Genomic DNA, 17,061 nt, shown 5'->3' on the forward strand with positions numbered 1-17,061 from the left:
GTGCCGTCCCGCATGTTCAAAGAAGGCAGATCGATGAACGCGCACGTCTCCGCCGCCCACAGCCAGCCCGCCCAGGTCACGGCAGTTCCGCCCCCCGCGCCCGAGCTTTCAGCTGCCCCGCGCGCCTTCCGGGGCGCCATGCGCAAGCTGGCGGGCGCCGTCAGCGTGCTCACGGTGGGCCAGGGCGAGGAGCGCACCGGCCTCACCGCGACATCGGTCACCTCCCTTTCGGTGGAGCCGCCGACGCTCCTCATCTGCGTCAACCGCGCCACCTCCTCGGTCGTGCCGCTGCTGAAGGAACGCGCCTTCGCCATCAACGTGCTGCGGCCGCATCACGAGCCGGTGGCCGACCGCTTCGCCGGCAAGGGCGGGCTCAAGGGTCCGGCCCGCTATGACGGTGCCGACTGGACCCGCCTTTCCACCGGCGCGCCGGTGCTCGCCGATGCCCTCGCCGCTTTCGTGGCAAGCCACTGTGCCGGCACTGTGCGGGTCGTGGCGTGGGCCACCCGGAAAAGGGCAGGTTGCCGGCTGAGATCAATGTCGGACATGGCGTGCCTCATGGTCTTGTCAGGCAGTTCACGGGTGGAGAAATGCCAATTGGTGTTCGTCAACGCGTTCCGGGCGCAACCAACGCTCCGGATCAGATCGTCAAAGCCGCAGGTCTCGACTAACTTCACGAGACGCCGGAAACACAACCTGATGTCGGCTTGATATTCTTCAAAAGCCTTGCGACAGTCCCGCGCGTAAATTCACATGGGGGAGTGGGGTCAAATGGGGAAAAGAAGGAACATCAGCGTATTCAGTTCCGTGTTTCTGCTTTTTACATGCGTATCTTATATTGACGTTGCGTCAGCTCAAACCGGAAAGAGCGGCGAATTCACTATCCATAACGAGACCGAGGCAAATACTGTCGTCGGGTTCTATACAAATGACGGGACCGGCTGGAGCACCAACTGGCTGAGCGAGCCGGTCGGCCCCGGCGACAACGCCGCCCTCGTCTTCACCAAGACGAGCGGCCGTTGCCAGCAAACGCTGCGTGTGGGCTGGCGCGGGAAGTCGGGCGGCGAAGTGAAGGATGATCCGATCCGCATCGACATCTGCAAGGCCAGCAACGTCTATCTGCACGACAACGACGTCACCTACGATTGAAGCATGGGCCGGTGACGAAACGGACATCGTCGCCGGCTCCCGCCGTGCTCCGCTCATCTCCACGGCCTTCGGCCCCTGCCCCGAACGTCAGTCATGGCGGGCTCCATCGGCGAAGAGCAGGTCGCTCACCTCCCGCACCACCCCCTCGAAAGCCGGCGAGCCGCGCTCGGCAAGCCCCAGCGACGACGTGTCGAAGCTGGCCACGGTGCGGCCGGGATGGGCCGCCAGAAGATGCAGCCGCGTGCCGATGAGCACCGCCTCGTCGATGGCGTGGGTGACGAAGACAAGGGTGAAGCCCTGCTCCTCGGCGAGGCGCAGCAGATCCTCCTGAAGGGTCCGCCGGGTGAGGGCGTCGAGGGCAGCGAAGGGCTCGTCCATCAGCAGCACGTCCGGCTCGGCGGCGAGCGCACGGGCGATGACGGCGCGCTGCTTCATGCCGCCGGAGAGCGTATGCGGATAGGCATCGAAGGCGCGGGCGCGACCGACCTTGGCGAGCGCCGCCCGCGCCCGCTCGCGGGCTTCCTTCAATGGCACCTTGCGGGCGACGCGCAGCGGGAAGGCCACGTTGTCCGTGATGCTCTTCCACGGCAGCAACTGGTCGAATTCCTGGAATACGACGAGGCGATCCGGCCCCGGCCCGGTCACCGCCTTGCCGCGCAGGCTCACCGTGCCGGCGGCGGGCTTCAGGAACCCTGCCAGCGCCTTGAGGATCGACGACTTGCCGCATCCCGAAGGCCCGATCAGCACAAGACGCTCGCGCGCGTGGACGGTGAAGCTCACATCCTCCACCGCCCGGTGCCGGCCGGCCTGCCCGACATAGTCGAGCGTCAAGCCCCGCACCTCCAGCACGGGGGGCGCAATGTGGGCGACGGGCGGCATGGCGGCGGCAGCGACGGCGTGGATGGTCATCGCATCCCCCCTCAGCTGCCCGACGCGGAATGCAGGTCCTCGAAGGTGAAGTCCTTGAAGCTCGTCGGCTTCGCCTTGATGGCGCCGATGCGGTTCATGAAATCAGCGAGCTTTAGCGTGCCGAGCGGCACGAGCGTGCTCCAGGAAAATGCCGTCCGCGCCCAGCTCGGCGGGATGGCCGCCCACCACCACGTTCAGCAGCAGCCGCCCGTCGCTGAGCCGGTCGAGCACCGCCGCCTGCCGCGCCGCGAAGGCTGGGAAGTGACGCCTGGCCGCAGCGCCACGAGGAGTTTCAGGCGCTCTGTGGCGGTGGCAAGGCCCGCAGCGGTGATCCAGCTATCTTCGCAGCTCTGGCCCGTGGGGAGAAGCACGCCCTTGAAGCCCAGCCGGTCCACCGCCTGCGCCACCTCGCGGAAATAGGCGAATTCCGGCGGCCGCTGCTGGGTCTCCGAGCCGAGATAAGAGCCGTCCCCATGGGTCGGGATGAACCAGAACAGGTCCGGCGGGGTGGCGGGAGACAAGGACGCGCTCATGGGGAACTCCGTTATTCCCATCGAGCTTGCGTACATTATTTGATCAGCCTATTTTATTATATTGATAGACAAAGTTTCCTAAAGCTGCGCATAGCTGCACGTGCCCCTGGGTCGGATCTGCCCCTTGCTTGCGATCGGAGATCATCGACGTACCGGCGTGCATTTGCCCGCGATCCTGCCTAAATGAGAGCCGTCGAGCCTTCGCCGCAAGGAGCCGCGCGCCGCCCCATGATCCGTTTCCTGCTTCGCTTCACCGGGTTCTGGCTGCTGGCTGGCGGCTTTGTCGCGCTCATCGTGGACGGCACGCGCTCCATCGCGGCGGCCGGCCTCGTCTTCACCTCGGCTGGAGATGCCTGGTTCGCGTTGTCTCCTGGCAGCCTGGAGCGGGCGGAGACCTCCGCCAAGGCGGGGATGCCGGCGGTTTGGAACAGCGTGCTGCTGCCGCTCCTCTCCATGCCGGCCTTCGCGCTTCTGATGCTCGTGGGGCTCATGCTGATGGGCCTCGGCCGCGTGCGCGAGCGCTCGCGCTTCGAGATCAGCTGAGCACGCACGCCCCGCAGCCCTCCCCCCCTCGCGCAAGCGCGGCCGCATCCCCATATTGGGGTTCCAGCGGGGTTTCCCGCCTGCCCCATCCAAAACCATGGCGCGGCCGCAGGGTCCGATGCCCGTGTGCCGCGAGACGAGGAGCCCGCCATGTTCTGGCTGAAGAAGTCCCTCGACCTGCCCACCGCCGCCGATGCCCTCCCCGGCCGCGCCGGTGCCATCCCCACCGCCGAGGTCCATTACGTCAATGGCCACGCCCTCAAGGGTCCGTACCCCCAGGGCTTCGAGACCGCGGTGTTCGCCCTCGGCTGCTTCTGGGGCGCCGAGCGCAAGTTCTGGCAGCAGCCCGGCGTTTGGGCGACGTCGGTCGGCTATGTCGCCGGCCATACGCCCAACCCCACCTATGAGGAGGTCTGCTCCGGCAATACCGGCCATACCGAGGCGGTGCTGGTCGTGTACGACCCGGCGGTTGTGTCCTACGGCGAACTGCTCAAGCTGTTCTTCGAGAGCCACGATCCCACCCAGGGCATGCGCCAGGGCAATGATGTAGGAACTCAGTACCGCTCCGGTATCTACGTCACGAGCCCCGAGCAGCGGGCCGAGGCGGAGGCGGCGAAGGCGGCATATGGGCCGGCGCTGAAGGCGCGCGGCTTTCCCGCCATCACCACTGAAATCGCCGATCTCGGGCCGTTCTATTTCGCCGAGGGCTATCACCAGCAGTATCTGGCGAAGAACCCCAACGGCTATTGCGGCCTCGGCGGCACCGGCGTCTCCTGCCCCATCGGCACCGGCGTCGCCGCGCAGTAGACCTGAAGCGGCGCTGACGCGCCTGTCATCCAAGAGTCGGCGGTGCCATCGCGCCGCCTTGCCAAATCGACACGCAGCGGGCTTGAGTGGGCGCCTCTCATCTGGTCCCCATCATGCCCGCTGCTCCTTCCCGATCCCTTCTCGCGCGCGGTCACGCCCTGCACCTGGGGCCGCGCACCCTCATCATGGGCATCCTCAATGTGACGCCCGATTCCTTCTCCGACGGCGGCCGCAGCGCTGCGCCGGACGATGCGCTGGCCAATGCCAGGCGGCTCGTCGCGGAGGGCGCGGACATGCTGGACGTGGGCGGCGAATCGACGCGGCCGGGACATACACCGGTGGCGGCGGAAGACGAGTGGGCGCGCATCGCCCCGGTCATCCCCGCGCTGGTGGCGGAGATGGGCGTTCCGGTCTCTGTGGACACCTACAAGGCCGAGGTTGCCCGCCGGGCGCTGGAGGCGGGTGCCAGCATCGTGAACGATGTCTGGGGCTTCACCCGCGATCCCGACATGGCGAAGGTGGTGGCCGACCACGATGCGGCGGCGGTCGTGATGCACAACCGCGCCGAGGTGGATGAGACCCTCGATATCGTGACCGATATGCTGGGCTTCTTCGAGCGCGTGCTCGAAATCGCCGACCGCGCCGGCGTGAAGCGGGAGAAGCTCGTGCTCGATCCCGGCATCGGCTTCGGCAAGAGCTTCCCGCAGAACCTCGCTGCCATCCGCCGCCTGCCCGAATTGCGCGTGCTGGGCCTTCCGATCCTCCTCGGCACCTCGCGCAAGTCCCTGATCGGCAAGGTAATCCAGACGACGCCGGCGGAACGGGTGCCGGGCACCATCGCCTCCAACGTCATCGCCATCATGGATGGGGTGGAGATCATCCGCGTGCACGATGTGGCCGCCCATGTGCAGGCCGCCCGCGTGGCCGAAGCGATCCGGGACGCCTCGTGACGACCGCCTATCTCTGCCTCGGCTCCAACCTTGGCGATCGCGAACAGACCATGGCGCAGGCCCTCGCCACCCTGTGCCGCGCCGGGCTCACCCTGCGCCGGAGCTCCTCATATTACGAAACGCCGCCTTGGGGACCCGTCCCGCAAGGGCCCTATCTCAACCAGGTGGTGGAGGTGGACAGCCCCATAGGGCCGAAAAGCCTGTTGGCGCTTGGGCTGGAGGTCGAGCGCATGCTCGGCCGTGACCGCGCGAACGAGGTGCGGTTCGGCCCGCGCCGCATCGATATCGACATCCTGCTGTTCGGTGACGAGACCGTCCGGGACGACGATCTCGAAATCCCCCATCCGCGGCTCATGGAACGCGCCTTCGCGCTCGTTCCGCTCACCGAGATCGCGCCCGACATCGTGGTGGGCGGCATACGCGCAGCGGATGCGCTGGCCCAACTGGACCGGAGTGGCATTACGCGGCACGGCACGTAGGTCCACCCATACAAAAAAGCCCCGCGCCGGGAGGCGCGGGGCGTTGGCGCAAGGGCCGTCCTTGCAGGATTGTTCGGCGTCACATGGTCCGGACGTTGGTGGACCAGGTATCGACCTGGCGCTTCACCTCGTCCTTCGCATAGCCGTAGCGTTCCTGCAGCTTGCCTTCGAGAACCTCGCGGTTCCCGTTGATCTCGGTGAGGTCGTCGTCGGTGAGCTTGCCCCACTGGGTCTTCAGGTTGCCCGTGAACTGCTTCCAATTGCCTTCGATGCGATCCCAATTCATCGGCTCGTCCTCCGCGTGAGTGGAAAGATGCAACAAGAACGTTCACGCTTGAGCCGGAGTTCCGCTAAGTTTTGCATATCAAGGGAGGAACGATGACAGCCGCGGTGCACGACGACGAGAAGCTGGCCGCAGGCGTCGCGAAGGGAGAGAGGGCCGCGCTGGCGCGGGCCATCACACTTGTGGAATCGCGTCGCGCGGACCACCGCCGCCGCGCCCAGGCCCTCCTCCAGTCGCTGCTGCCGAAGACCGGCAACGCTTATCGCATCGGCATCACCGGCGTGCCGGGGGTCGGCAAATCCACAACCATCGACGCGCTCGGCACCTATCTGACAGGGCTTGGCCACAAGGTGGCGGTGCTGGCCGTCGACCCCTCCTCCACCCGAACCGGCGGCTCCATCCTCGGCGACAAGACGCGCATGGCGCGGCTGTCCATCGATCCCGCCGCCTTCATCCGCCCCTCCCCGTCCGGCGGCACGCTAGGCGGCATCGCGGCCAAGACGCGCGAGACCATGCTCCTGTGCGAGGCGGCCGGATTCGACGTGGTGCTGGTGGAGACGGTGGGCGTCGGCCAGTCGGAGACGGCGGTGGCCGACCTGACCGACACCTTCCTCGTGCTCATGCTGCCCGGTGCCGGCGATGAACTGCAGGGCATCAAGAAGGGCGTTCTCGAGCTGGCCGACATCGTGGCCGTGAACAAGGCCGACGGCGACAACATCGCCCGTGCCCGCGCCGCCGCCGGCGAATATCGTGCCGCACTGCACCTCCTCGGGGCACGGGAGGCGCACTGGTCGCCGCCGGTGCTCACCTACTCCGCTCTGACCGGCGACGGCATTCCGGGCGTGTGGGAGCAGGTCGTCCTGCACCGGCAGAAATGCGAGGCGGCCGGCACCTTCGCCGCCACCCGCCGCGCCCAGCAGGTGCGCTGGATGTGGACCCTGCTGAACGAGCGGCTCGCCGAGAAGGTCGCCCACGACGCCGGCGTCAAGGCGCGCCTGCCAGCGCTGGAGCGCGAGGTGGCCGAGGGCGCCCTCTCCCCCGCCCTCGCGGCGGCGGAGATCGCCAGTCTCATCGGGCTTTAGCGCGATGAACCGGCCGTTGCGCATTCTCGTCTGCGCCTTCGGCCCGTTTCCCGGCGTGCCGGTAAACCCCTCGCAGCTTTTGGCGGGTGATCTGCTGCGCCTGCGACGCCCTGCGCTGTCGGACATCGAGATCGCGCTGGAAATCCTGCCGACGCGCTGGGATGCGCTGGCGCGCCTCGATGCCCGGCTTGAGGCGCTCGATCCCGACGCGGTGCTGCTCCTCGGGGTCGCGGCCCGGCGCCGCAGCCTCTCCATCGAGATGCTGGCGGTCAACGCCGCACGGGCCGCGCCGGACGCCGCCCGCAAGCACCCGTCCGCGCGCCGCCTCTCGGCAGGCGGGCCACCGCTCCTGCACTCCGGCGTCCCGGCCGAACGGCTGGCCAACGCGCTGCGTCGCGCCGGCATCGCCGCCGGCCCCTCGCGCGATGCCGGGCGATACCTGTGCAATGCCAGCTATTTCCACGCGCTCTCTTGGGCGGAAAGGGAAAGCGGGCGCCCGCGGCCGGTGCTGTTCGTCCACCTGCCGCGGCGGGAGGGCCGGCCGGCCGGCGTCTCGCGGGCGCGAATGGGGCGCGGGCTCTCCCACATCCTCCTCGCCCTCGCCGCCGAGGCGCGGCGTGGGACCTATGCCCTTAAGTCGATGGGATAGCTACAGCTTTCGCCTTCGGGGACGAACCGCTATAGGCTCGCCCATCCCCACGTACCGAAAGCCGGCCCGTGACGATCTATCTGCCCATTGCCGAGCTGCCAGTCGCCATCTTCACGATCCTTGCGATGGGCCTCGCGGTCGGCTTCATCTCCGGCATGTTCGGCGTCGGCGGCGGCTTCCTGATGACGCCGCTCCTCATCTTCACCGGTGTCCCGCCGGCGGTGGCCGTGGCCAGCGTCTCGCCCTACATGGCGGCCTCCTCCCTGTCCGGTGCCTTGTCCTACTGGCGCAGGGGCATGGTGGATACGACGCTGGCGTGGGTGCTGCTCTCGGGCGGCCTCGTCGGCACAGTGTCCGGCGTGCTGCTGTTTCTCTGGCTGCGCTCCGTCGGGCAGGTGGATCTCACCATCCGCCTCTCCTACATGCTGCTGCTCGGCGGCATCGGCCTGCTGATGCTGGTGGAGAGCGTGCGGGCCATCGTCAGGGCGCGATCCGGCGCGGCGCGCCCGGTGCGCCGGCCGGGCACCCGCCCCGCCCTCATGCGCCTGCCACTGAAGATGCGCTTCCGCCGCTCGCGCATCTACATCTCGGCCCTGCCGGTGGTGGCCATCGGCTACGTCATCGGCCTGCTCGGCGCAGTGCTGGGCGTGGGCGGCGGCTTCATCCTGGTGCCGGCGCTGATCTACCTGCTGCGGGTGCCGACCCAGACATCGGTCGGCACGTCGCTGGTGCTCACCCTCGTCACCATGGCGGCCGCAACCGTGCTGCACGCGGTCGCCAACGGCACCGTGGATGCCGTGCTGGCGCTGGTGATGATGATCGGCGGCACGGTCGGCGCCCAGTTCGGCGCCCGCACGGGGCAGACGCTGAAGGCGGAGAACCTGCGGCTGCTGCTCGGCCTTCTGGTGCTGTCGGTGGCGGTGCGCGTGGGTGCCGAGCTGGTGACGGCACCGGGCGACACCTTCGCCGTTACCGTGGTGGAGACGGTGCGATGAACGCCGCCCGCCCCCGCGCTGGCGCGGCCACCCCGCGCTTTCCCCGCCTCGCGCTCGCCGGCCTCGCCCTGCTGGCGGGCCTTTTTACCGGGCCCGCCCGCGCCGACCGGCTGGTTCTGTCGGTATCGCAGCACAAGGTGAGCATCTCCTCGAGCTTCGCCGGCGCCGAACTGGTGGTGTTCGGCGTTGCCGAGGCGTCCGATGGCGCGCCCATCGACGACACCCCCGACGTGGTCGTGACCGTGCGCGGCCCGCGGGAGGATTTCACCACCTGGCGCAAGGCGCAGGTGCTGGGCCTGTGGATCAACACCGACAGCCGCACCTTCATCGATGTGCCCGCCTTTCTCACCGTCCTCTCCAACCGGCCCACCGACGAGATGGCGAGCCTCGCGATCCTGCGGCGGGAGCAGATCGGCCTTACGCGGAATATCTTTGTCCAGCGCGTGGGCGCCGATTTCGCCGACGTTGTGCCGACCGACCCGTTCCGCACGGCTTTTCTTCGGCTGCAGTCGGCCCAAGGGCTCTATGAGGAAAATGCGAAGGGCGTCACCTTCCTCGCCCCCCGGGTGTTTCGCGCGGAGGTCCGCATCCCCGGTGCAGCGCCCATCGGTTCGTACCAGATCGAGGTCAAGCTGCTGCGGAACGGTCTAGTTGCCGCCACGGAACAGGCCACCTTCGACGTGCAGAAAATCGGCTTTGAGCAACGCGTAGCAGAGTTCGCCATGAACGATGCCTTGCTTTATGGACTGGCCGTGGCCTTAGGCAGTCTGATTGTCGGCTTCATCGCCAACATCTTGTTCCGCAAGGAATGACCTGAGCAGAGCGACGGTGTGGAACGCTTTGACGTACAACCTGTCTAGAGATCGATAGGACGGAAGCGGTTACCAACGCTGGAATTCAGCAGGAACCCCCTCATTTTTTCCTTGAATCTGCTTTAATCCGCGTCCACACAAGGGCAAGGATTGTCAGATTATCATGATACCCTGTCCGTTTTTGCGGCCTCCGTGCACGGCCACAGGATCTGCTCCGGGTGCCAAGCCCTGACCGGCGCCCGTAGGGAACGGGGTGGCGCACACGCGCCGCCCCGGCACCCTCAACAGCTTCAGACGGCAGGGAACCGCAGCGGACATCGTTCGGCACGCGCGTTCCCAACGTCCGACGGCGTTGCATTGGGATCGCCCCGTGCTCTAGGAACGTCCCAGTCACCGGCCACCGCCGGGTGGCAAGCAGCCGCGCCCTGCATGCAGCGCCGGCGGGAGCAGGGAGACGACCTTGGCCGGGAGCATCGCCATCACCGTCGAAGGCGGCATCGCCCGTCTCACGCTCACCAATCCGGAGCGGCGCAACGCCATTTCCAGCGCCATGTGGCGCGCCCTCTCCGTCTTCGCCCAGGAGGCCGGCGGCCGTTCGGATATTCGCGTCGCGGTACTGCGCGGTGCCGGCGATCTCGCCTTCTCCGGCGGTGCCGACATTTCCGATTTCGACAGCGCCCGCTCGGATGCCTCCGGCGCCCAGAGCTATGACGATGTTGTGGAACAGGCGTGCTCCGCCATCGAGGGGCTGGCCTTCCCGACGCTCGCCTTCATTCGCGGCGCCTGCGTCGGGGCGGGGGCGGCGCTGGCGGCCAGCTGCGACATGCGGATCGCGGGCGATGATGCATTCTTCGCCATCCCCGCCGCGCGGCTGGGGCTCGGCTACGATCCGCGCGGGCTCGGCCGCGTGCTCCGCGCCTTCGGCAGTCAGGGCGCGCGGCAATTGTTCTTCACCGCCGAGCGCCTCCCGGCAGATCGGGCGCACGCGATGGGCGCGGTGGATCTGATCGCCCCGGCGGCCGAAGTGGAGGTGCTGGCCGAGCGCACGCTCCTGCGCATCGCCGAGAACGCGCCGCTGACCCTCAAGGCCGCGAAACTCGCCATCCGGGCGGCCGAGAGCGGCAGCCAGGCCCTCTCCGGCGAGGCCAAGCGCGCCACTGCCTCCGCAAACGCCAGCGCGGATTATCGCGAAGGCCGCCTCGCCTTCGCCGAGAAGCGGGCGCCTCGCTTTTCGGGGACCTGACCGACACCGCACCCGGACGGCGGTGTCGCGTGAATGGGCGCTCTGGCCCGGATCGGGCAAAGCTCAGGCGCGGCTGCGGCCACCTCCCCGCATCATTTGCCCTGGGCTTTCAGGCGGGTATTGCAGGCACTCCAGTATTTTGGCCACGTCTGGCCGGCGGGAATCTTGCCGGCGGCCTTGGCCGCGCGCCATTCCGCCCCGCACGCAGCCTGACGCTGGTGCAATGCCGTCTCGGCCGCTGAGGGCGGCGCGCCGGGCTTGGCCGGGCTCGTCGCGCCCGTCGAGGCTGCCGGTGGCTTGGCGGGCGCCGTGGTCGCGGGCGGTGTCGTGGCAGGTGCAGGTGTGGCAGGCGCGGGCGTCGTCGCGGCCGGCTTTGTCGTGGTGGCGGGGGGCGTCGTCGTCTGCGCGAGGGCAGGCACCGCGAAGGCGGCGGCGAACGTCAGAGCAAGGACGGCAGTACGTGCACGCATGGTGCAGGCCTCCAAAAGGGCCGCGCAAAGCGGCGCGGCACACGGTCCGGTTCCGGACACCCCCTCAGCACGCCACGCGACCACGGCGGAATCGCGGCACAAGCTCTTGATGACGTTACGGAATTTCGGACCGGCACAGCGTTGCCGGGCGGCCGTGCCATCGCACGGGCCGCCCCCTCCACCGGCGCGATCCGTCCACATCGTCAATCGCGCGCCGATCCGTGGACAGGAGCCCCCCACGCCTATATGTTCCGCCGCCGCGTTGGGGCGTAGCCAAGTGGTAAGGCAGGGGATTTTGATTCCCCCATTCCCTGGTTCGAATCCAGGCGCCCCAGCCACGCCACGCCACGCCACGCCCCCAAGGCGATCCCCTACGCCCAGCCCTCCAGCACGATCTTGCCGATGGACCGCCCGCTCTCCAACGCGAGGTGGGCGCGCCTGAGGTTGTCCGGGGTAATGGCCCCGAAATGGGCGCCGAGGGTGGTGCGCAGGAGGCCTTCGTCCACCAGTCCCGCGACTTCCGAGAGGATGCGGTGCTGGGCGTCCATGTCCGGCGTCTCGAACATGGAGCGCGTGAACATGAACTCCCACGCGAGCGTACCGCTCTTCAGCTTCAGCAGGTTCGCATCCAGCCCCGAGGGATCGTCGATGACGCACACCGTGCCCTGCGGCACCAGCGCCTCCACCAGCTCCGGCCAGTGCTGCTGTGTCGCCGTCAGGCTGAAGATGCGATGAGCGCCGGCGAGCCCGAGCGCCTTCAGTTCAGCTGACAACGGCTTCGTATGATCGATCACATGGTCGGCCCCGAGGTCCTTCACCCAGGTGGCGCTTTCCGGCCGGGAGGCGGTGCCGATGATGATGGCGGAGGCGAGCCGCCGCGCAAGCTGCACCGCCATGGAGCCGACGCCACCGGCGGCGCCCACGATCAGGAGGACCGTGCCGTCGTCGGCGACGCCGCGCGGCAGGCGCAGGCGATCGAACAGTCCTTCATAGGCCGTGAGCGCCGTGAGCGGCAGGGCCGCCGCCTCGGCGAAGGAAAGCGTGCGTGGCTTGCGGGCGGCGATGCGGGCATCCACGAGGTGCAGTTCGGCATTGGTGCCGGGTCGCGTCAGGCTGCCGGCGTAATAAACCTCATCCCCCACGCAGAACGCCCCGGCGTCCGCGCCCACCGCCTCCACCACGCCGGCCGCGTCCCAGCCGAGGATGACGGGCGTCTCATCCGTGCCCTGGCGGCGCATGCGCACCTTGGTGTCCACAGGGTTGACGGAAATGGCCTTCACCCGCACCAGCAGGTCGCGCGGACCGGGCACGGGGTCCGGCACCTCGAAGGCGAACAGGGCGTCCACACTGTCGGCGGGACGGGAAGCGACGTAGCCGATGGCCTTCATGACGATCTCTCTCGAAGCTGGCGCGAGGTGCGCCGTCGTCCCCTAATCTTGATCGTCCGGCGCCCGGCGCAAGACGGCACAATCGGGTGGGGTGGTATCAGCCATGATACGCCATGTGGCGCGAACGACCTGCGTCCGCCATACTTCACCGCCGCCGCGACACGAGGAGGATCGAGCATTGGCAAGGCGCCACGAGACCCATCCGGGAACGGGATGCCCCGTGGAAGCGACGCTGGCGCTGATCGGCGCCAAGTGGAAGGGCGCGACCCTCTTTCATCTCATGGATGGCGAATTGCGCTTTTCCGAATTGCGACGCCGCCTGCCCAACGTCACCCAGCGCATCCTCTCCAAGGCGCTGCGCGAGCTGGAGGCGGATGGGCTGGTGCTGCGCCGGGTCTATCCCACCGTGCCGCCGCAAGTCGGCTACCGGCTCACCCGCAAGGGCGAGGCGTTGCGGGGCGCCATCGGGGCGCTGGCCGATTTCGGGCGCGGCCATCTTCAGGGCGCAGCCTGCCCGTTTCCCCATGCCGAGCAGGCGGTGGCGGCGGAATAGCGCGGCAGAGGGCCGCTGAGCATCGCGCGCCGGCTGCGCGAAATTGAGCTAGTGTCGGGCCATGCCCCGTCCTTACCATCATGGCCCGCCGTCGGATCATTTCGACGGCACGCGCTTCTTCAATCCCGATCACCCTTCCACTGACAAGAGCCTGAAGGATCTCCTGGCCTGGCGCCGCGCCAAGCGCGGACAGGCGCCCCAGCCTGCCGGCTGGCCGGCCGAGCCGCCGCTCCCGACGCGGAAGGAGACGCCGCCACCCCGCGTGGCATCCGGCATCCGAATCACCATGGTCGGGCACGCCAGCGTGCTGATCCAGGTGGCAGGACTGAACATCCTCACCGATCCGGTGTGGTCGGAACGCGCCAGTCCGCTCGGCTTTCTGGGGCCGAAGCGGCACAACCCGCCGGGCATCGCCTTTGAGGCGCTTCCGCCGATCGACTGGGTGCTGCTCAGCCACAACCATTACGACCACATGGATCTGGCGACCCTGCGCCGTCTCCAGCGCGCCCATCGCCCGCGCGTGCTCACGCCGCTCGGCAACGACAAGGTCCTGCGCCCGCGGATCAAGGCCCTCGACATCACCACCGGCGACTGGGGCGCGCGCTTCGATCTCGGCGCGGGGGTGGAAGCGATCCTGCATCCTGCCAACCACTGGTCGGCGCGCGGTGTCCGGGACCGGCGGTTCGCCCTGTGGGCCGGCTTCGTGCTGGCGACGCCGGAAGGGCTGATCTACTTCGCCGGGGATACCGGCTACGGCACCGGCGCGATCTTCCGGGCGGTTGCGCGCGACATCGGCGCGCCACGGGTGGCGCTGATCCCCATCGGCGCCTACGAGCCGCGCTGGTTCATGAAGCCGCAGCACACCAACCCGGAAGAGGCGGTGCGCATCCTGGAGGACACCGGCGCCACCCAGGGCCTCGGCATCCACTGGGGCACGTTCCGCCTCACCGACGAGGCCCAGGATGCGCCGAAGCGCGCGCTCAGCGCGGCGCTCGACGTCGCCGGCATCGCCAGAGACCGCTTCCTGCCGCTCCACCCGGGACAAGTGTGGGAAGCGGCCGGCTAGCCAATGGCCTCCTCGAGCCGGTCGGCGATGGTCTTCAGCACCTTGACCCGGCCGTAGCGCTTGTCCTCCGCCTCCACCAGCGTCCAGGGGGCGAAGCGGGTGGAGGTGCGGTCCACCATCTCGGTCACCGCCGCCTCATAGAGCGGCCATTTCTCGCGGTTGCGCCAGTCCTCCGGGGTGAGCTTGAAGCGCTTGTAGGCGATCGTCTCGCGCTCCTCGAAGCGGCGCGCCTGCTGCTCCTGGCTGATGGCGAGCCAGAACTTCACCACCACATAGTTGGCCGCCGCGAGCTGACCCTCGAAATCGTTGATCTCGCCATAGGCCCGGCCCCAGTCATCCGGACCGCACAGGCCCTCCACCCGCTCCACCAGCACGCGGCCGTACCAGGAGCGGTCGAAGATGACGATGCGCCCGTGCGCCGGAATGTGCCGCCAGAAGCGCCAGAGATAGGGCCGCGCCCGCTCCTCGTCGGTCGGCGCGGCGATGGGATGCACGCGGAAGCGCCGCGGATCGAGCGCCCGCCGCAGCCGCATGATGGTGGAGCTCTTGCCCGCCGCGTCCGAGCCCTCGAACGCCACCACCAGCCCGGCCTCGGCGAAGCGGCGGGAGTTGGTGAGGCGGGTGATGCGGCTCTGCTCCTGCGCCAGCTGGCGGTCGTACGCGTCTTCGTCGAGGGATTTGGACAGGTCGAGCGTCGAGAGGATGGAGAAGGTCGGCAGCGCCGGCGGCAGCCGCGTGGGATTGGGCGCGAGGGGCTGCGGGGCCGGCTCGGGCTCCGACACCATGGACCTCAGTTTCTCCAGCAGCAAGCTACCGGCCATGGCGTCGCGATACTCCTCGTCGGCGGCCGGCACAACGTGCCAGGGCGAGGTCTCGGTGGAGGTGGCGCGGGCGGCGTCCTCGGAGATCGCGAGCAGACGCTTGCGCGGGCCAGCTTCCTTCAATTCCTCCCACTCGCGCACGACCGGGCGTTGCCACTCGCCCCTGGACACGCCCTTGAGGCGCGCGCGCGCCTCCGCCTCGTCGAGGTAGAGCCAGATCTTGAGAAGGCTCACCCCCTCCGCATGAAGCATGGCCTCGAACCGCTCGATCTCGTCCAGCGCGGCCATGAAGTCGGCGCGCTTCATCTCGCCGAGCGCCCGCCGGCACAAAGGGGCGTGATACCAGGAGCCCAGCATGATGCCGATCTGGCCGAAGGGCGGCAGCTCGCGCCAGTATTTCCACATGGCCGGACGGTCCTCCGGCGCGCAGGGCATGTCGAAGGTGAGCGTCTGCAGCTTGCGCACGTCCAGCCAGCCGTAGAGACGGTTCAGCACCGCCCCCTTGCCGGCGCCGTCCGGCCCGTGGATCAGGACGATGAGGCTGCGCCGCTTCTGCTCGATGAGCTGGAACTGCGCGGTGAGCAGATCCTCGCGCAGGCTGGGCTCCATCGCCTTGAAGGCGGCCTTGTCGAGATGGTGCGCGAACGTCGCGGATTCGAACATGCCGCCTCTCCTCCGGTCGGGGGGAGGCAGCCTGTACGAGCCGTCAGGCCGATGCAACCTTCTGGGTGGCGGCGGAGGGCACCTTCACCCACGCCTCGCCATCCAGCACCACCTCGCCCTTCACCGTGCAGATGCAGGAGAGGCGGGCGCGGAAGCGCTCGGGGATCAATTCCACCACGCGCACCTCCACCTCCACCGTGTCGTCGATGCGCACGGGAGCCCTGAAGTTCAGCGTCTGGGAGATGTAGACCGCGCCCGGGCCGGGCAGGCGGGTGCCGAGCACGGCGGAGATCAGGCTCGCGGTATAGAGGCCATGAGCGATGCGGCCACCGAAGGGCGTGCGCGCGGCGAAATGCTGGGACAGGTGGATGGGATTGCGGTCGCCGGTGAGTTCGGCGAAGCCCACGATGTCGGACGAGGAGACCGTCTTCGACATGCGCTCGATGCGGCCCACCGTCAGGTCTTCAAAAAAGAGGTTCTGCAATTCGAGGAACATGGGCGCGCTTCCATTATGCTTGTCGGGGCGCGCACTCTAGAAGCCAGCCGCGAGGGTGGGAAGTCGGCCGAAATGGTAAGCCGGAACGTCGCAGGGGCGGCGGACACGGACAGAGGCGGCGTCAGGCCGCCTCCCCCTTGAGCTTGCGCATCAGCTCTTCCAGCTCCGCGTTCTTTTCCGCCGGCAGCACCACATTCACCCGCGCCAGCAGGTCGCCGTGGCCGCCTGTCGCATTGGGCAGGCCCTTGCCGCGCAGGCGGAAGGTGCGCCCGCCGGAGGTCCAGGCCGGAATGGCGAGCTCCACCGCGCCGGTCAGCGTGGGCACGCGCACCTTGGCCCCGAGCACCGCGTCGGCAAGCGGCACGTCCAGCGACTGGCGCAGATCGTCGCCGTCCCGCTCGAACACGGGATGCGTGGCGTAGGAGATGGTCACATAGGCATCGCCCGCCGGCCCGCCCATGGGGCTTGGCTCGCCCTGCCCCTTGAGGCGCATGCGGTGCCCCTCGCGGGTGCCGGGCGCGATCTTGATGTCGATCTGCTTGCCATTGGGCAGGCCGACACGCTTCGACGCCCCCTGAGTCGCCTCCTCGAAGGAAACGGGGAGCGTGATTTCCATGTCGGCGCCTGGCTGAGGCGCAAAGCCGCCGCCCGCCGAGCGGCGCTGGCGGCCGAAGCCGAAGATGTCGCCAATGTCCTCGAACCCACCGCCACCGCCACGCGACGACGTGCGCCGCGTGCCCTCGGGGCCGAAGGAGAAACTCTCGAAAATCGTATCGCCGTCGAAGCCGGAGAACCCGCCGGGGCCGCGCCGGGGACCGCCACCGCCGAAGCCGGAAAATTCCGGTGCGCGCGGCTTGCCCTCGGCGTCGATCTCGCCGCGGTCGAACTGGCCGCGCTTCTCCTTGTCGGAGAGAATCTCGTGCGCCGTGTTCAGCTCGGCGAAGCGGTCCTGGGCCTTGGGATCGGACGCATTGGCGTCCGGGTGGAGCTTCTTCGCGAGCTTGCGATAGGCGCGCTTGATCTCTGCCTCGTCGGCGGTCTTGGAAACACCGAGGACGTCGTAGGGATCACGCATGAATAGTCACCTCTGCGGCCGGCACTCAGGCGGCCAGCCGCAGCGAACATGTGGTTCGCGGCGCAAAAAATGCAACGGTAGCGCTCAAAGCCTCT

20 protein-coding genes, 1 tRNA gene and 1 pseudogene are annotated in these 17,061 nt (G+C 68.4%); 14 read left to right on the forward strand and 8 right to left on the reverse strand.

Annotated elements, in window-relative coordinates:
* The first annotated feature begins 33 nt into the window (after positions 1–33).
* Complete coding sequence (locus tag V5F63_RS21015; protein ID WP_394101200.1) at positions 34–711, forward strand: flavin reductase family protein; 678 nt, start codon at positions 34–36, stop codon at positions 709–711.
* 60 nt (positions 712–771) lie between these two features.
* Positions 772–1,149 carry a hypothetical protein gene (locus V5F63_RS21020; protein ID WP_209485359.1) on the forward strand — a complete coding sequence of 126 codons (378 nt, stop codon included), beginning with the start codon at positions 772–774 and terminating at the stop codon, positions 1,147–1,149.
* An 87-nt stretch (positions 1,150–1,236) separates the two neighbouring features.
* On the opposite strand, the gene V5F63_RS21025 is transcribed toward V5F63_RS21020, so the two are convergent.
* Positions 1,237–2,058: an ABC transporter ATP-binding protein gene (locus V5F63_RS21025; RefSeq protein ID WP_394101199.1), complete on the reverse strand. Its 822-nt coding sequence runs from the start codon at positions 2,056–2,058 to the stop codon at positions 1,237–1,239.
* A gap of 111 nt (positions 2,059–2,169) precedes the next feature.
* Positions 2,170–2,591, reverse strand: a pseudogene (locus V5F63_RS21030) (LLM class flavin-dependent oxidoreductase); the annotation flags it as partial.
* A 228-nt stretch (positions 2,592–2,819) separates the two neighbouring features.
* Between V5F63_RS21030 and V5F63_RS21035 the strand changes: the two are divergent.
* From V5F63_RS21035 to folK, 4 genes are all read left to right on the forward strand, one after another.
* Positions 2,820–3,134 (forward strand): hypothetical protein, encoded by a 315-nt coding sequence (locus V5F63_RS21035; RefSeq protein WP_209485361.1) that lies wholly within the window; start codon positions 2,820–2,822, stop codon positions 3,132–3,134.
* A 150-nt stretch (positions 3,135–3,284) separates the two neighbouring features.
* A complete protein-coding gene (gene msrA / locus V5F63_RS21040) occupies positions 3,285–3,941 on the forward strand; it encodes a peptide-methionine (S)-S-oxide reductase MsrA (RefSeq protein WP_394101198.1) in 657 nt (218 codons plus the stop codon).
* A 113-nt stretch (positions 3,942–4,054) separates the two neighbouring features.
* Positions 4,055–4,891: a dihydropteroate synthase gene (gene folP, locus V5F63_RS21045; RefSeq protein WP_394101197.1), complete on the forward strand. Its 837-nt coding sequence runs from the start codon at positions 4,055–4,057 to the stop codon at positions 4,889–4,891.
* Positions 4,888–5,370 (forward strand): 2-amino-4-hydroxy-6-hydroxymethyldihydropteridine diphosphokinase, encoded by a 483-nt coding sequence (folK, locus tag V5F63_RS21050; protein WP_394101196.1) that lies wholly within the window; start codon positions 4,888–4,890, stop codon positions 5,368–5,370. The genes folP and folK overlap by 4 nt, the downstream gene beginning before the upstream one ends.
* Before the next feature lie 79 nt (positions 5,371–5,449).
* Here folK and V5F63_RS21055 read toward each other — a convergent pair whose 3' ends face one another.
* Positions 5,450–5,656, reverse strand: a complete 207-nt coding sequence (locus V5F63_RS21055; protein WP_209485369.1) for a CsbD family protein — start codon at positions 5,654–5,656, stop codon at positions 5,450–5,452.
* Between the two features lie 92 nt (positions 5,657–5,748).
* Between V5F63_RS21055 and meaB the strand changes: the two genes are divergently transcribed.
* From meaB to V5F63_RS21080, 5 genes are all read left to right on the forward strand, one after another.
* A complete protein-coding gene (gene meaB / locus V5F63_RS21060) occupies positions 5,749–6,735 on the forward strand; it encodes a methylmalonyl Co-A mutase-associated GTPase MeaB (RefSeq protein WP_209485370.1) in 987 nt (328 codons plus the stop codon).
* Positions 6,736–6,739: 4 nt separating this feature from the next.
* Positions 6,740–7,384 carry a pyroglutamyl-peptidase I gene (locus V5F63_RS21065; protein ID WP_394028724.1) on the forward strand — a complete coding sequence of 215 codons (645 nt, stop codon included), beginning with the start codon at positions 6,740–6,742 and terminating at the stop codon, positions 7,382–7,384.
* A 68-nt stretch (positions 7,385–7,452) separates the two neighbouring features.
* Positions 7,453–8,379, forward strand: a complete 927-nt coding sequence (locus V5F63_RS21070; RefSeq protein ID WP_394101195.1) for a sulfite exporter TauE/SafE family protein — start codon at positions 7,453–7,455, stop codon at positions 8,377–8,379.
* Positions 8,376–9,191 (forward strand): TIGR02186 family protein, encoded by an 816-nt coding sequence (locus V5F63_RS21075; protein WP_394101194.1) that lies wholly within the window; start codon positions 8,376–8,378, stop codon positions 9,189–9,191. Before V5F63_RS21070 ends, V5F63_RS21075 begins: the two co-directional genes overlap by 4 nt.
* Before the next feature lie 460 nt (positions 9,192–9,651).
* A complete protein-coding gene (locus V5F63_RS21080; RefSeq protein ID WP_394101193.1) occupies positions 9,652–10,434 on the forward strand; it encodes an enoyl-CoA hydratase-related protein in 783 nt (260 codons plus the stop codon).
* Between the two features lie 92 nt (positions 10,435–10,526).
* Here V5F63_RS21080 and V5F63_RS21085 read toward each other — a convergent pair whose 3' ends face one another.
* Complete coding sequence (locus V5F63_RS21085) at positions 10,527–10,904, reverse strand: hypothetical protein (protein ID WP_209485379.1); 378 nt, start codon at positions 10,902–10,904, stop codon at positions 10,527–10,529.
* Between the two features lie 263 nt (positions 10,905–11,167).
* On the opposite strand from V5F63_RS21085, the gene V5F63_RS21090 reads away from it, so the two are divergent.
* A tRNA-Gln gene (locus V5F63_RS21090) sits at positions 11,168–11,242 on the forward strand.
* A 33-nt stretch (positions 11,243–11,275) separates the two neighbouring features.
* Here the strand turns inward: V5F63_RS21090 and V5F63_RS21095 are convergent.
* Entirely contained in the window at positions 11,276–12,292 is a 1,017-nt protein-coding gene (locus V5F63_RS21095; RefSeq protein ID WP_394101192.1) for a zinc-binding alcohol dehydrogenase family protein, read from the reverse strand.
* A 178-nt stretch (positions 12,293–12,470) separates the two neighbouring features.
* Here V5F63_RS21095 and V5F63_RS21100 point away from each other — a divergent pair, with 178 nt between their 5' ends.
* Together V5F63_RS21100 and V5F63_RS21105 are read left to right on the forward strand one after the other, a co-directional pair.
* Positions 12,471–12,845 (forward strand): winged helix-turn-helix transcriptional regulator, encoded by a 375-nt coding sequence (locus V5F63_RS21100; RefSeq protein WP_245327242.1) that lies wholly within the window; start codon positions 12,471–12,473, stop codon positions 12,843–12,845.
* 61 nt (positions 12,846–12,906) lie between these two features.
* Positions 12,907–13,911, forward strand: a complete 1,005-nt coding sequence (locus tag V5F63_RS21105; protein ID WP_394101191.1) for an MBL fold metallo-hydrolase — start codon at positions 12,907–12,909, stop codon at positions 13,909–13,911.
* Here the strand turns inward: V5F63_RS21105 and pap are convergent.
* The 3 genes from pap to V5F63_RS21120 form a co-directional block, all read right to left on the reverse strand.
* Complete coding sequence (gene pap / locus V5F63_RS21110; RefSeq protein WP_394101190.1) at positions 13,908–15,395, reverse strand: polyphosphate:AMP phosphotransferase; 1,488 nt, start codon at positions 15,393–15,395, stop codon at positions 13,908–13,910. The two genes, V5F63_RS21105 and pap, sit on opposite strands and share 4 nt — an antisense overlap.
* Positions 15,396–15,438: 43 nt before the next feature.
* Positions 15,439–15,891 (reverse strand): MaoC family dehydratase, encoded by a 453-nt coding sequence (locus V5F63_RS21115; protein WP_029555753.1) that lies wholly within the window; start codon positions 15,889–15,891, stop codon positions 15,439–15,441.
* A gap of 121 nt (positions 15,892–16,012) precedes the next feature.
* Positions 16,013–16,966 (reverse strand): DnaJ C-terminal domain-containing protein, encoded by a 954-nt coding sequence (locus tag V5F63_RS21120; RefSeq protein WP_394101189.1) that lies wholly within the window; start codon positions 16,964–16,966, stop codon positions 16,013–16,015.
* Between the last annotated feature and the right edge of the window lie 95 nt (positions 16,967–17,061).

It is taken from the genome of Xanthobacter wiegelii, assembly GCF_043193855.2.
GTDB classification, from domain to species: Bacteria; Pseudomonadota; Alphaproteobacteria; order Rhizobiales; family Xanthobacteraceae; genus Xanthobacter; species Xanthobacter flavus_A.

What these genes read in the sequence shown, in the direction of transcription:
- V5F63_RS21020 (WP_209485359.1), top strand. Translation starts at nt 772, where the DNA reads ATGGGGAAAAGAAGGAACATCAGCGTATTCAGTTCCGTGTTTCTGCTT.
- V5F63_RS21115 (WP_029555753.1), bottom strand. Translation starts at nt 15,891, where the DNA reads ATGTTCCTCGAATTGCAGAACCTCTTTTTTGAAGACCTGACGGTGGGC.
- folP (WP_394101197.1), top strand. Translation starts at nt 4,055, where the DNA reads ATGCCCGCTGCTCCTTCCCGATCCCTTCTCGCGCGCGGTCACGCCCTG.
- V5F63_RS21035 (WP_209485361.1), top strand. Translation starts at nt 2,820, where the DNA reads ATGATCCGTTTCCTGCTTCGCTTCACCGGGTTCTGGCTGCTGGCTGGC.
- V5F63_RS21065 (WP_394028724.1), top strand. Translation starts at nt 6,740, where the DNA reads ATGAACCGGCCGTTGCGCATTCTCGTCTGCGCCTTCGGCCCGTTTCCC.
- V5F63_RS21055 (WP_209485369.1), bottom strand. Translation starts at nt 5,656, where the DNA reads ATGAATTGGGATCGCATCGAAGGCAATTGGAAGCAGTTCACGGGCAAC.
- V5F63_RS21085 (WP_209485379.1), bottom strand. Translation starts at nt 10,904, where the DNA reads ATGCGTGCACGTACTGCCGTCCTTGCTCTGACGTTCGCCGCCGCCTTC.
- meaB (WP_209485370.1), top strand. Translation starts at nt 5,749, where the DNA reads ATGACAGCCGCGGTGCACGACGACGAGAAGCTGGCCGCAGGCGTCGCG.
- V5F63_RS21095 (WP_394101192.1), bottom strand. Translation starts at nt 12,292, where the DNA reads ATGAAGGCCATCGGCTACGTCGCTTCCCGTCCCGCCGACAGTGTGGAC.
- pap (WP_394101190.1), bottom strand. Translation starts at nt 15,395, where the DNA reads ATGTTCGAATCCGCGACGTTCGCGCACCATCTCGACAAGGCCGCCTTC.
- V5F63_RS21120 (WP_394101189.1), bottom strand. Translation starts at nt 16,966, where the DNA reads ATGCGTGATCCCTACGACGTCCTCGGTGTTTCCAAGACCGCCGACGAG.
- V5F63_RS21015 (WP_394101200.1), top strand. Translation starts at nt 34, where the DNA reads ATGAACGCGCACGTCTCCGCCGCCCACAGCCAGCCCGCCCAGGTCACG.
- V5F63_RS21025 (WP_394101199.1), bottom strand. Translation starts at nt 2,058, where the DNA reads ATGACCATCCACGCCGTCGCTGCCGCCGCCATGCCGCCCGTCGCCCAC.
- V5F63_RS21075 (WP_394101194.1), top strand. Translation starts at nt 8,376, where the DNA reads ATGAACGCCGCCCGCCCCCGCGCTGGCGCGGCCACCCCGCGCTTTCCC.
- V5F63_RS21105 (WP_394101191.1), top strand. Translation starts at nt 12,907, where the DNA reads ATGCCCCGTCCTTACCATCATGGCCCGCCGTCGGATCATTTCGACGGC.
- msrA (WP_394101198.1), top strand. Translation starts at nt 3,285, where the DNA reads ATGTTCTGGCTGAAGAAGTCCCTCGACCTGCCCACCGCCGCCGATGCC.